The organism is Blautia sp. NSJ-140 (genome assembly GCF_022868965.1).
Lineage (GTDB): Bacteria > Bacillota > Clostridia > Lachnospirales > Lachnospiraceae > Blautia_A.
On record NZ_JALIFS010000003.1, the window covers coordinates 107,110 to 118,746 of the forward strand.

The 11,637-nt window shown below is 38.6% G+C and carries 18 protein-coding genes and 1 other RNA gene; 14 read left to right on the forward strand and 5 right to left on the reverse strand.

Translation table 11 applies throughout. The features are described from left to right. Positions 1 to 19: 19 nt before the first annotated feature. The 3 genes from MUB50_RS04760 to MUB50_RS04770 all read right to left on the reverse strand — a co-directional run bounded on the left by MUB50_RS04760 (position 20) and on the right by MUB50_RS04770 (position 2,395). The gene (locus MUB50_RS04760) at positions 20 to 1,762 is read right to left on the reverse strand and encodes a recombinase family protein (RefSeq protein ID WP_244790680.1); all 1,743 of its coding nucleotides are present in this window, start codon (positions 1,760 to 1,762) and stop codon (positions 20 to 22) included. A 53-nt stretch (positions 1,763 to 1,815) separates the two neighbouring features. Next, a complete protein-coding gene (locus MUB50_RS04765) occupies positions 1,816 to 1,980 on the reverse strand; it encodes a hypothetical protein (protein WP_244790678.1) in 165 nt (54 codons plus the stop codon). A gap of 61 nt (positions 1,981 to 2,041) precedes the next feature. Continuing rightward, complete coding sequence (locus MUB50_RS04770) at positions 2,042 to 2,395, reverse strand: hypothetical protein (protein ID WP_244790676.1); 354 nt, start codon at positions 2,393 to 2,395, stop codon at positions 2,042 to 2,044. A 185-nt stretch (positions 2,396 to 2,580) separates the two neighbouring features. On the opposite strand from MUB50_RS04770, the gene MUB50_RS04775 reads away from it, so the two are divergent. Genes MUB50_RS04775 through MUB50_RS04785 form a run of 3 tightly spaced genes read left to right on the forward strand, consistent with a single transcriptional unit; the run spans position 2,581 to position 5,127 of the window. Then, positions 2,581 to 2,790: a helix-turn-helix domain-containing protein gene (locus tag MUB50_RS04775; protein ID WP_244790674.1), complete on the forward strand. Its 210-nt coding sequence runs from the start codon at positions 2,581 to 2,583 to the stop codon at positions 2,788 to 2,790. A 38-nt stretch (positions 2,791 to 2,828) separates the two neighbouring features. After that, on the forward strand, positions 2,829 to 3,881 hold the full coding sequence (locus MUB50_RS04780; RefSeq protein ID WP_244802518.1) for a helix-turn-helix domain-containing protein: 1,053 nt from the start codon (positions 2,829 to 2,831) through the stop codon (positions 3,879 to 3,881). Next, positions 3,859 to 5,127 (forward strand): hypothetical protein, encoded by a 1,269-nt coding sequence (locus MUB50_RS04785; protein ID WP_244802519.1) that lies wholly within the window; start codon positions 3,859 to 3,861, stop codon positions 5,125 to 5,127. The genes MUB50_RS04780 and MUB50_RS04785 overlap by 23 nt, the downstream gene beginning before the upstream one ends. A 691-nt stretch (positions 5,128 to 5,818) precedes the next feature. Here the strand turns inward: MUB50_RS04785 and MUB50_RS04790 are convergent. Beyond that, positions 5,819 to 6,175 carry a hypothetical protein gene (locus MUB50_RS04790; RefSeq protein WP_244790566.1) on the reverse strand — a complete coding sequence of 119 codons (357 nt, stop codon included), beginning with the start codon at positions 6,173 to 6,175 and terminating at the stop codon, positions 5,819 to 5,821. Between the two features lie 2 nt (positions 6,176 to 6,177). Beyond that, a complete protein-coding gene (locus tag MUB50_RS04795) occupies positions 6,178 to 7,311 on the reverse strand; it encodes an SAP domain-containing protein (RefSeq protein WP_244790564.1) in 1,134 nt (377 codons plus the stop codon). 296 nt (positions 7,312 to 7,607) lie between these two features. On the opposite strand from MUB50_RS04795, the gene MUB50_RS04800 reads away from it, so the two are divergent. The 11 genes from MUB50_RS04800 (at position 7,608) to MUB50_RS04850 (ending at position 11,616) form a co-directional block, all read left to right on the forward strand. After that, positions 7,608 to 8,024 carry a hypothetical protein gene (locus tag MUB50_RS04800; RefSeq protein WP_244790563.1) on the forward strand — a complete coding sequence of 139 codons (417 nt, stop codon included), beginning with the start codon at positions 7,608 to 7,610 and terminating at the stop codon, positions 8,022 to 8,024. A 3-nt stretch (positions 8,025 to 8,027) separates the two neighbouring features. After that, positions 8,028 to 8,094: hammerhead ribozyme type II (locus tag MUB50_RS04805), an RNA gene on the forward strand. A 331-nt stretch (positions 8,095 to 8,425) separates the two neighbouring features. Further along, positions 8,426 to 8,911, forward strand: a complete 486-nt coding sequence (locus tag MUB50_RS04810; protein WP_244790561.1) for a transposase — start codon at positions 8,426 to 8,428, stop codon at positions 8,909 to 8,911. Further along, positions 8,908 to 9,291, forward strand: coding sequence for a beta barrel domain-containing protein (locus tag MUB50_RS04815; RefSeq protein WP_244790559.1), 384 nt, complete (start codon positions 8,908 to 8,910; stop codon positions 9,289 to 9,291). Before MUB50_RS04810 ends, MUB50_RS04815 begins: the two co-directional genes overlap by 4 nt. 2 nt (positions 9,292 to 9,293) lie before the next feature. Next, on the forward strand, positions 9,294 to 9,551 hold the full coding sequence (locus tag MUB50_RS04820; RefSeq protein ID WP_244790557.1) for a hypothetical protein: 258 nt from the start codon (positions 9,294 to 9,296) through the stop codon (positions 9,549 to 9,551). 255 nt (positions 9,552 to 9,806) lie between these two features. Further along, positions 9,807 to 9,947, forward strand: a complete 141-nt coding sequence (locus MUB50_RS04825; RefSeq protein ID WP_244790555.1) for a hypothetical protein — start codon at positions 9,807 to 9,809, stop codon at positions 9,945 to 9,947. Positions 9,948 to 9,966: 19 nt separating this feature from the next. After that, on the forward strand, positions 9,967 to 10,485 hold the full coding sequence (locus MUB50_RS04830; protein WP_244790553.1) for a hypothetical protein: 519 nt from the start codon (positions 9,967 to 9,969) through the stop codon (positions 10,483 to 10,485). A 54-nt stretch (positions 10,486 to 10,539) separates the two neighbouring features. Next, positions 10,540 to 10,713 carry a hypothetical protein gene (locus tag MUB50_RS04835; protein ID WP_244790551.1) on the forward strand — a complete coding sequence of 58 codons (174 nt, stop codon included), beginning with the start codon at positions 10,540 to 10,542 and terminating at the stop codon, positions 10,711 to 10,713. 9 nt (positions 10,714 to 10,722) lie between these two features. Further along, a complete protein-coding gene (locus tag MUB50_RS04840) occupies positions 10,723 to 11,007 on the forward strand; it encodes a hypothetical protein (protein ID WP_244790549.1) in 285 nt (94 codons plus the stop codon). Between the two features lie 11 nt (positions 11,008 to 11,018). Further along, the gene (locus tag MUB50_RS04845; RefSeq protein WP_244790547.1) at positions 11,019 to 11,384 is read left to right on the forward strand and encodes a helix-turn-helix domain-containing protein; all 366 of its coding nucleotides are present in this window, start codon (positions 11,019 to 11,021) and stop codon (positions 11,382 to 11,384) included. A 61-nt stretch (positions 11,385 to 11,445) separates the two neighbouring features. Continuing rightward, entirely contained in the window at positions 11,446 to 11,616 is a 171-nt protein-coding gene (locus MUB50_RS04850) for a hypothetical protein (protein WP_244790545.1), read from the forward strand. Positions 11,617 to 11,637: the final 21 nt, after the last annotated feature.

The following is an 11,637-nucleotide window of genomic DNA, read 5'->3' on the forward strand; positions in this document are numbered from 1 at the left end:
GGCCTAAAATATGCCAGTGTTAATTTTTATAGGTGAATTTATGTGTAAGACCATTTTTGAATGTGATGGACGTAACTTTGCCATCTGACACATAAACAGAATCTAAAATTGTTTCCATGTAGGCATGAAGAATTTCAGGATCAACTGAAGTTGCAAGATTCTTATAATAAATATATTTTCGGTTCTTCAATTCTTTCTGTATGAGAAGATGGCTTGCCTGTTTGATAAATTCCTCATCGGTGAGGTATGAATCGGGATTTTGTGTTAATAGTCCAAGCCTGTTGTTGATCGTTTTCAAATGAGAGACAATTTCGTTTTTACGGAGGATATAATCCTTCTCTGATATAGAACGTTCGGAATACAGGTAAAGGTCCTGCAAACGCTGCATTGCGCGCTCCTGTTTTTCCTTTTCTTTTTTTAATGAAGAAAGTTCTGGATCAATAGCTGCTTTTCTTTTTCGGGGTTTCTTAATAGCAAAAACATATGAATCATCAGAACCATATCTTGAAAGGAGATTGAAGAAACAGTTCAGGCCATCTTTGTCAATACATTTGATATTTGAAAAGACGGAACCGGACAATAAAGCATTTTGTAAATCCTCAGGGGAGGTAATGGATGAAAAACTCTTTTTAGCATTGAGCATATTTAATATATAGTTAATTACAAATTCCCCTATAATTATGTCGTTGAATATAGCATTGTCACATTTCTTTGTATTTCTCCTTAACGGGCAACTATAATTTGAAGGGCGGTATCCATCAACATGTAGCCTACCGGGAGTGCAGATTAGCTTATTCCCGCATTTTCCGCAATAAGCAATACCGCGAAATACATGAGTATTTTTGGAGGTATGGAGCCTTCCAATAACATTATCAACAGATCTAATATTTGATGCGCGAAGAGATTTCATTAATTCATGTTCTTCCAATGTGAAGATTGCAGGATGGTGATTCGGGATAAGGACCCATTCATCCTCCGGGTTGGGAATCCTAACATCTGCTACTTTACATCTGTTGTATCTATAAATGCCAGCATAAAAGGGACTTGATGCAATTTTCCATGCAGAAGTAGGAGTCCAGTCATGACCAGAACGGGTTCTATATCCTGCCTCGTTTAGCGCTTTGGCGGTATAGGTAAATGACTTGCTGCTAAGGTATAAGTCTCTGATTTTGCGGCACACTTCTGCTTCGTCCTCTCGGATGGAGAAAGTAAGAGTTTCAGAATCGTAATCATATCCAAAGGGAATCCGACCGCCGTTCCACTGGCCGTTATTGGCTCTTGAAATCATTGTTGCGGTGACACGTTCAGAAGTCATGTTTCTTTCCAATTCAGCAAATACCAAGACTATTTTAAGCATAGCTTCACCGATAGCTGTTGAAGTGTCAAACTGTTCATTTTTACTTACGAAAGTAACTCTTAGTGATTGAAGCTCTTTATACATTTGTGCAAAATCCAGAAGGTTTCTGGATATTCTATCTATTTTCCATACAAGTACATGGGAAAATTCGCCCTTCCGGATTCTTCCCATCATATCTTGAAACGCTGGACGATCAGTGTTTTTTCCTGAATATCCGGCATCTTCAAAAAACTCATAATTATCAGTACCGAGAATAAGTTGACAATATGCTGCAAGGTCTTTTCTCTGCATAGGTATGGAGTCTTTGTCTACTTGGTGAATAGTTGACACTCGGATGTATATTGCTACTTTTGTTTCGCGAGAGGAGGCAGATACACCCCTCAAAGCTGTTTTTCGTTTATTCATGATATTTCTCCCAAACACACAAAGAAAGCCCCTGCATGGGGCTGTCCTTGTTTCTAAATGATATGTGGCACATATTTGTTAAGTACAGACCACACAATTTCCCTATCTCTTTGATCTGCCAGTTGATAACAAGCAAGGAGCCGTTGAAGTTCTAAGACAAAAGCATCCTTTTCTGGAACCAATGGTTTTTGCGGTTGAATAGTGCGTTTTTCTTCCATAAGAAAACCTCCGATTATTTGGTTTTATTATTCCGATACCATTCAAAATAGTTAGAGGATATTATGCTCTCTTATCATTAACATACTTTTCCGGAGTGGAGACGATATGAGTGCGTAAGAAATCCTTGCAAAGCTGCTGTCTGTCTTCCGGAATCTGAGAAATGATTTCAACCCATTCACTATCAAGCTCATTATTTTGAGTGGGAATGGAGCATGAGGATTTACCAGGACCATATACCAGCTCGTCCAGGCTAATATTTAGATGCTCTGCTATCTCCATCACAATGTCTAAGCGTGGGAATTTTCCTACTTTCCAACCGCCTGTATTACCGCTTGCGCGGCCTATTTCAGCTAAAACAGTAGTAATATTTGTGCCTTTTCTTGAACAGGCAGCTTTTAAGTTATCGTAGAACATAGTACCTCCTTCATAAAAAACTCAGAAAAATGAGCTAAAGGTATTGACGAACTCATTATTACGAGTTAATATAACAAATGTAAGATGAATTTGAAGATGATTTTAAAGTTTATTTTAAAGATAAAATTCATCTTCATTATAAAGAAAAAAATAAAAAAAGTAAAGAAAAGAAAGGAGCAAAACATATGGCGGAAAAGCTGTCTCCTTGGTGTAAAAAAGCCAAGATTGCCATGATTCAGAAAGATATCGGAGTTTCTGATATGGCAGAAAAGCTCGGTAACAATCGCTCATACATTTCTTCCGTTTTAAATGGCCGTGTGGTATCACCTCCGATCAGGAAAAGAATAAGTGATTATTTGAATATTACTGATGATGATTTCTGTTCAAATGATTGAGCATGAACTCATTATAAAAGATGAGGAGTGAAAACAGAATGGAGTTTGATTGTACAAAAGAGGGAAAAAACATTTATTTTGCCTGTAGAGAAAAGGCAGCAAAATACAATGATCTTCTAAACAGCAGAGAAAGAGCTGCTGAGTTGCTGGGAATCTCAACATCAACTCTGGCAAATCATGAGCTGGGAGTAACCAAAAATGTACCACCAGATACGGTGGTTATGATGTCTGATCTGTACAAGACACCGGAACTGCGCAGCTATTATTGCAAACACGAATGTCCAATAGGAAGAAATCTTCCGTTAGCAACTCAGATAAGTGGTTTGCAGGGCATTACAGTAAAAATATTGAACAGTCTGGATGAAGATGGAGTACGAACTATGAAGAAACAACTCCTGAGCATTGCCGAAGATGGAGAAATTACAGCAGATGAGCAGGATGAGTTCGATGGAATAGTAAAAAAATTGGAAGTTTTGGCAACAGCAATGTTTTTTAATTATGACAATGACAAAAAGGTATATGTTATCCCGATGCTTCCAGAAAAAATCGCTCTTACTGTGAATGGTAAGTTGACTTCTATGGATATAGACCGTTTTGGAGAGGTACTGCATAGGGGGAAAAGGGATGCGATTCAAATTGAGTTTGAAAGCATATTTCCTCCTAAGTTTGGGAGCAATTACTGTTCCTGCCTAAAAAAAGAATTTAAGAGTCCGGCAGTATGGCATAAATGGATGTTATCACTTTCGAATTGTAAGAATCCATTTCATTTTGTACTTGTAGGTTCTCCGTTCAAAATCAATATGTATGCGGACATTGTATCTTATGCTCCGTATGAAAAGGGCGGAGATGTAGGTGCGATTTATTACAAGATAAAAATTAAGGAGCACAGAAAACCTTCCATCAGTACATATAACAAGAAGAAAAAGAAGACCACAACATCTGGAAAGAGGCCAAGCAATAAGGATACGCTGAAATATAAGGTAACTGCAAATAGTGGTTTGCATTTAAGAAAGGCTCCAAATGGGGAGATAATAGCATTGATTCCGAATGGGAAGAGTGTGAAATCTGATGGAAAGAAAAATGGAAATTAAGGATATGGACAATGCAGGTATGGAAAAAGACCTGCTGATGAAAAGCTGGAGTACATACGCTGCAACTGCCAATTCCTCAAAAGGCAAGTGCATTATAGCAATTATAAGCACCGACCTTGGTAAGAAATGCCAGGATCAGTATATGGAAGATCAGATACAGACATATGCAAAGAGCATTGAAAAGACATATGGAGTCATGCCGGACACCGCAATGATGGAATGCATCAACATCCTGCATCAAGGTGGAAATAGTGCTTTGAAAAGAATCTTGTCTAAGACTGCGAAACCGTACACCGCAGACAAGATTTACACGACATTGTGCCTGGACCCGAAAGACCCGACTTCGAATCAGGTAGGCGATTATGAAGATAGGCAGAAGGCAGTCATTTCAATGATTCGCAAATATGCCATAGAAAACAAGAAAGGAGAAACTACAATGGGAGTAAAGATTAGTAATTGCGGACATGACGAAAACGGAAGATATGCCGGTGGAAAAGCCGGTGATCAGACTGGGACAGAGTATCAGATCATGGACTGGTACAGCAGACCATGGTTCTGCGTTCTGAGATTTGAAGATAAAATAATTGCGAACATGATTGCAGATATGGCAATAAAAGCAGCTCGGAACGACCATGTTGGCTACGATCAAGGAACAGCAGGGAATAGCAATGACAGATATACGTTCTGGCAGCAGCTCAAAGCTAATGGATATGACCCTGCTAAAATAAAAAAAGACTGCGAGAGTGATTGTAGTGCCAGCACAGCGGCCATCGTTAAAGGAGCGGGATATCGCCTTGGAAATACAGCTCTGCAGAATGTGAGTATTTATCTTACAACACATAATATGCGGAAGGCTCTTGAAAATGCTGGCGCACAGGTGCTTACTGATGCTAAATATTTGACTTCTGGAGATTATATCGAAGCTGGCGATATTCTTCTGAATGACGATCATCATGTAGCAATCGCGGTGACGAGCGGAACAAAAGTATCGGCATCCGATGTGGAGAAGAAACAGAACACGGTAGCTTATGTGGCAAGGTTTATCAAAGATTGCAAGTGCTACAGTGTAGCCGGTAAAACTCAGGCAAAACTGTTTCCGGTAATTAAAAAGAACGCTGTCGTAGATGTGATGAAGTATACGGAAAAAATAAAGGGAAAAAGATGGTACTTCATCCGGATTCCGTATCCAAATGATGAGGGATTCGTATTTGAATTTGTCCCTGCAGGATATTTCAAAAGACTGTAGAAAATATTCCGTAAATGTGGTAACATGATTTTGCTGCGCGCCTCCGGCAGGAAGGAGGTGAGGTCTAATGCAGGATTTATTCATCAGTTTGCTTGTCTCTATCGTAGCAGGCGTAATTAGCTACTACATTTGCAAATGGCTGGATGGAGACGAATAAGCAGCGCAGACAGCCTGAAGGCATAAGCCACCTTACATAAACGGAATAGAAAACCCCCGAAAGTCTGGACCACTTTCAGGGGTTTTCGTTTTGTCTAATGCAATTTCATCAGTTTGCTTAGCTGTTATTATCATATGCTATAGCCAGTAAAATGTCAACTTCAAAATATTGAGTTCACTACCCTTCCCCGATGCCTGAATGGTGTCGGGACTTTTTTATTTGTCCTGGGATAATCCTGGTGCAAAAGAGCATATGTATTTAACTATATTTATATACTCTATACTAAACTTAAATCTCGTCAAGTCGCTTGTAAGCCAATCTGTCCCTGGTATTTCTGAGGATGAAGCTGGTGCAAATGATCATATATATTTATCTATTATCTTATATCTTATTCTAAATCTAAGTCTGAGCCAGCCAAAGGCTGAAAAGTGGCTGACAAATTAAAGCCAACAAATGTTGGAAAAACAACTCGTTTCTGTGAGATTTCAATAAAAAATCAGCATATAATCTGTGAAAGGTTAACAAAATAGAGCTTTAGAAACAGCTTGTTACGATAGCTTTATAAACTTTATCATCAACCTCAATCAAGCTTCTTTTTCCGCTTTTAAATGCGATAGCAACGGTATAGATTCCTTTGTTTTTAGCAGAAACACCACCTGCAAGCATACCTACAGGACCGAGTAAAGCACCTCCAACAATCCCACGAGCAATTCCGCTTTTGGCACTTTTTCTATGCTCATCGGTAATGAGCTCGTAATTTTCAACAGTATCTTTATTGATACCGGTTCTTTCTTTGCCGAATCCCTTCTCGATACTTACAACGCCAAGAAAAGATGATACAGGTTGATTTATGTAATCACCTGCTATTACCATATTTTTTGCTTTAGCCATTTTTATTTTTCCTCCTTGTGGTAAAGATCAACATATCCGGTCTGCTCGATTCCGAAAGGAGTAAGTTCGTAGTATTTTCTTTCAAAACATTCTACATTTCCGGAAGATAATACTTGGTTTATAAGATCCTGTTTCTTTCCGGATGGAGTACGTCCATTTTTTAATAAAAATGCTTTTAGGTCAGGAACAGTCATCTTCGACAATGTAAAAGTTGGCGGAGCATACCAGAGAAGCCCAGAGACTAAAGCGTGTTGAATTACATTGCAATAATCAATGTGATATTCGTGCGTAAAGTAGCCTGGAATATAATCAAGCAAAACCGATTTGTGATGAATATATTTTATAAAAAGCAATTCCGAATCGCTGAAAGATGTATCAGAAATATTCGCAGGTGCAGAAATAATATGGTCATGATCAAGGTTCTGAGCAGCCTCAAGAGCCTTTTCGTGTATATTTTGAGCTTGTTTAGACGATGCCATAGATTTTGCAGTTATTTCGTCCCAATTCGCTTCGTATTTCTGGTTTGCTTCATCAATATATTTCTGACGCATATTGGAGATTTCATCTTCTGTCATGCCGGTTAGTTCAGAGAGCCTGGATAAATCTCTTTTAATTACAGGTTTTGTTTGAATAGGTGAATCATCAGGTGAAGATGAATAGAAATCATGAATATTGCGTAAGCGATAGAAATCTTGTTGATAATCGCTACCTAATTGTCCTAAGGCATCATGTAATTGTTGCTCATATTCAGGATCATACTCAGTGGAAGATAAATTTTGCTCATGCTGAATGATATCTTTTCCATCCATGTAATTTACGTCAATGGAGTAAATTAAATCTGCATATGGGATGCTTTGTAACGATTTTATAGTCTTTTTCACAGGAAGATTTTTATTGTCCGATAAAGCTGATTGATATAAAGCAAGAGCGTTTCCAGTAATGCCGTATTTATTATAACAGTCAGCGAGCTTCTTTTTGGTCAGAGAAAGCTGATAGCGAGACATATCAGGGTAGGAATCAATGCGATTTAACTTACTGAGAATCTTTTTTTCAGTTTGAACAGAAAAAGAAGATTCGAGCAAATCAATCATTTTCAGAATTGAATTGTTGATTTCATAGGGAGATAAATGTGCCATAATAAGCCTCCCTTGAAAGAGTAGAAAATATCAAGATATTATCAGAAAACTTCGGGGGGGGGGTAAAATTTTTGTTCTTTTTCATAGAAAAAATCTCCTTTTTTATTTAATGATACCACTCTTAGGAGAAGACAACAACCACAATAAAATGAGTTGTGATACACAGCAAGAAAAAACTCAAATTTTGTAAAATATGGTATTGACACCTACCTACTACGTGTTATATTAAACTCAACAAAACGAGTTACAGAAATAATAAAACTCAATATAGCAAGTGCGAATGGGAGGACATAGATATGGCAGTGACAAAGGACGAAGAATTTAAGGCATTGGAGAAAATGAGAAAAATCGTTGAGGGACTTGGAGAAGACAGCTATATTGGCACAGCTTTTGAAGGATGCTTTGAAGTAGCAGAAGATAACATCAGGAATGATTTTTTATGCAGCATGAGACAAAGATGGCTGTCGGCAGAAAAAGAGACAGAAAAATTCAGCCAGGAACTTAAAGAACGTGATAACCAGATCGAACAGCTTAAGAAAGAAATTAACGGACTGGAAAGTGACAGAGAGGCATTAACTAAAAGATGTGAATCGTTGTCAGATAATAATACTAAGTTATGGAATCAATACAGAGAATGCCAGGAGAAAGTAGAACCGGCAGAAATGGAAATTATGCAACTGAAAGCAAAATTATACGATTTAATTTGCAAATAAAATAGCCGAAACGGTCAGAAATGACCGTCCACCAGGAATGACCGCCTGGTGCTGATGATGGCAGGTCAATGCGGTTGGTATTGGACAACAAGTTTTGCTGGTTTTTAAGGAGAAAAGCAGAGGCGGTAAGCAAGACCGAGCAGAGAACGCCTGAAAATGCTCAATGTAGAATAACAAGTTTACTGATTTTAAAGTGAAATCAGATACGGGAGTGGAAGCACCGGAATAACACTGCACAGGTTGTAAAGTATGAGGCAGCCATATAAATTCACATACCCAATCGCCTATTTTATGGCACGAAAGAAAGTGATTCGTAGATTTGTTATCTACGCCCTGGGCAGTACAGGGAAATGCCAGACAAGAGAAAATGAGAATGAAGAAAGTACGGAGGGCATGATTTTATGAACAGAGAATACAGAAAAAGATTGTTTGCTCTTATGGACGAGATTGATGATCTTGCACAAATGGGTATTAAGTTGGAAAAAGAAGAGATTACAGGCGAGATAGAAATGCCGCAGGAACCTGAGAAAAAGGAACCGGTACAGTGCAAAAGTGCAGCTGCGGATGAAGAAATTTACAAAGAGGAAACCGGACCGAATCACGATACAACAAAGAGATATGCTGCAAGTTTTAAGAAATTTATTGTTAACATGCATAAGATTCAAGGGAAAACTATTGATGAGATCACACAGCGATATGGGGTGTCAAAAGCAACCGTTACAAAATGGTGCAGTGATGCCAGATACATTGATGGAATCAGCCTGGAAGCAATGAAGGGAAAAACAGAAGCATTGGAAAAGGAAAACGAAAAGCTTAGAGAAGAAAATGCGAGACTGCAGAGAATGATCGCCCTTGCATTTGGACAGGGGAAGGAGGCACAGGCATGAAGATTAAAGACTTTAAGGTAGGGCAGGAAGTATATGTGTATTCAGACAGAGATTTGATGCTACTAAAGGAACAGGCGGCACAGGTATATACGGTTGCTAAAATCGGGAGAAAATACCTTTATGCTGCGAAAGGAAAGTATAACAATGTTAAATCGGTACCAGAGTATTTACTGCAGTGTTTTCGGGAACCGGAGTGGACGGATGAATTTCTGGAACTGAATATTGACTACGGATACAAAGTAATAATGTTTCCGGATATGGAAAAAGCAAATGATTGTTTCGAGAAAAGAAAACTTATAAGACTGTTCGAAACAAAAGTAAGTTGGAACCAGTACAAGATAGATGATCTTAGAAAGATAAAAAATATTTTGGGGGTTTAAAAGTGACAGCATTACAGAAGATATTTCAGAGTTATTATGAAAATCGGATTGAGAGCGATGAACCGGATCCGGAAAGAATGGCAGTTACATATAAAAGGGTTCTTGATACCTTGAATGAGCTACAAATCGGGCATAGCGGCATAGATGATATTATGTTATGGGTAAGTCAGTATGGAGCAGCAGCGGAGGAAACAGGATTCTACGCAGGATTCCAGATGGCGTGGGAATTATTGAAGAGTATGCAGGAGGGCACAGAATAAATCTAAAAGGGGATGGCTCAATAAAATGAGCTGTCCTTAATTTTTTCTCATTTTTTGTAAAACAGGGTATTGACACTACTAACCTACGTGTTATATTAAACTCATAAGAACGAGTTATAAACAAACAAAACTCACATAACTGAGGAAGATTACAAAAAAATGATGGACGGAGCAAAAAACAAAAAATACATCCGGAATCTGTTGGCATCAAATGGAACAATGTGTGGAAAAGGAGATTTTTAAGGAGGTTCAGCAATGGAACGGTACGAACTGGCGAATGGAAAGGTGTATGAGATCACCAGATGGAGTGATACATGTACAGTGACACATAAAGGCGGTATTGTTTATTCTGGCTCCTATGCAGAATGCAGGAAATATATCAACAATCAGAAATGAGAAAGAGAGGGCAAAGGGCATGGCACAGATTATTCAGTTTCCGGTAAAGGAAAAGCAGGTCAGCAATGGATATGACAATTTATCCAGACTGATTGCAGTTGCGGCTACAAAAGAGGTTCTTAATTTTTATATTGAGAGCATAGAGCAGATGGAAGAAAGCGGAAATCTGCTGGATGGAGAAGCACAGAAGCTGACAGAACAGGGAAGAGAGAAACGGTTAGAAATGGCAAAACCGGATCCTGTTGAAAAAGAACCGGTCGAAAATCCTGGCGTATATTGTTATACACCTGAGATGGGGCAGAAGAAACCAGACTGCCAGATGGAGGCAAGTCGAGGATATTGCGGTGGACATTGGTATATTGATACGCCTCTGGAAATAAAAGGAAGAGGGATTACTTTTCTGAAAAAATATGCGGATAAGGATTTCTGTGTTCCCGGTAATTATAGAGTTGGATGGAACGAATACAGAGTTACAGACAGAGCTTTTGGAATCCTGAAAACTAAATACAGTATCTCGCAGGAATGCCTGCTTGATTGATAAATAATCTGCCATGGGGAACCGGAGCAGGAAATAAGAGGAGGAATGATGAAAATGGAATATCGAAAAAATAGAAAAACCCCTGACGTTATGTTGCTTGCAAATAATCAAAGAAAAATGCATGGAGTACCTATGTGGAGAAAAAAGAACAAGAAGAAAAGATACTATACACGGTGCGAGGCAGACGAAACGATCACGACATTTTTGGAGTATTGTAACAGAGAATAGGAGGAATTTATGTGCGAGGACGAATACTGGGAAAACCGCAGAGAGGAATGGGAAAACCCAAGGACATATAGAAAATATAATACTTGGGATGAAGACGAGCCTATATATGAAAGCGGAAACTTATTCCTGGATGGCGAAATAGAGGAGATTGAAAAAGAACGGGGATATCCGATGGAAGAACTGTACGAAGGCGATCTGCTTGATATAGTGGAGGAACAGAAAGGTATCGTTGCTGATTCGGCGGAATGGAACGATAACTGGGGCTGTATTGAATACAGGTACCAAGTGGCATAGAGGAGGAAGAAATGCAGAACATTGTAGAATTTATCAAAGAGGAAATGTCAAACAGAGGAATGACATACGATTTATTGGCTGAAAAGGTAGGGACAAGCAGACAGAATCTTTGGTTGAAACTGAATAAAAATACCAGACCGAATTTTGAAACAATAAAAAAAATTCTCTCAGCACTTGACTACGATTTGAAAGTAGAGAAAAAAGAAGAAACTGCTGATCCTGGAGAAAAAGAATTTGAAGCTTTTTTAGGAAGCACTTATGAAGAACAGGTAAGTTATGAGTGCGTTCAAGCGTTGCTTGCGACAATAGGGTATGCTTTGAAAATAAAAACTCAAAAAAATGAGGAAAATGTTAAAGAGGGTATTGACAACTACTAACTACGTGTTAAATTATAATTACAAACTCAATTAAATGAGTTTAAGAAAGGCAGGTGAGAAAATGGAGGAGTTTGAAATGCCAACTAAAAACACAGGGGACATGGTTGTGAGAGCAATGCGATGGGCTTTAGCACATGGACATACAGCAGAAGAAGCATACGACTTAGCAACTTATATGACAGGAAATGAACTTCCAGAAAAAGAAGTAGAGAAGAAAGAGAAAAAAGAATAAGGCTCCGGAGCCTACCTGAGA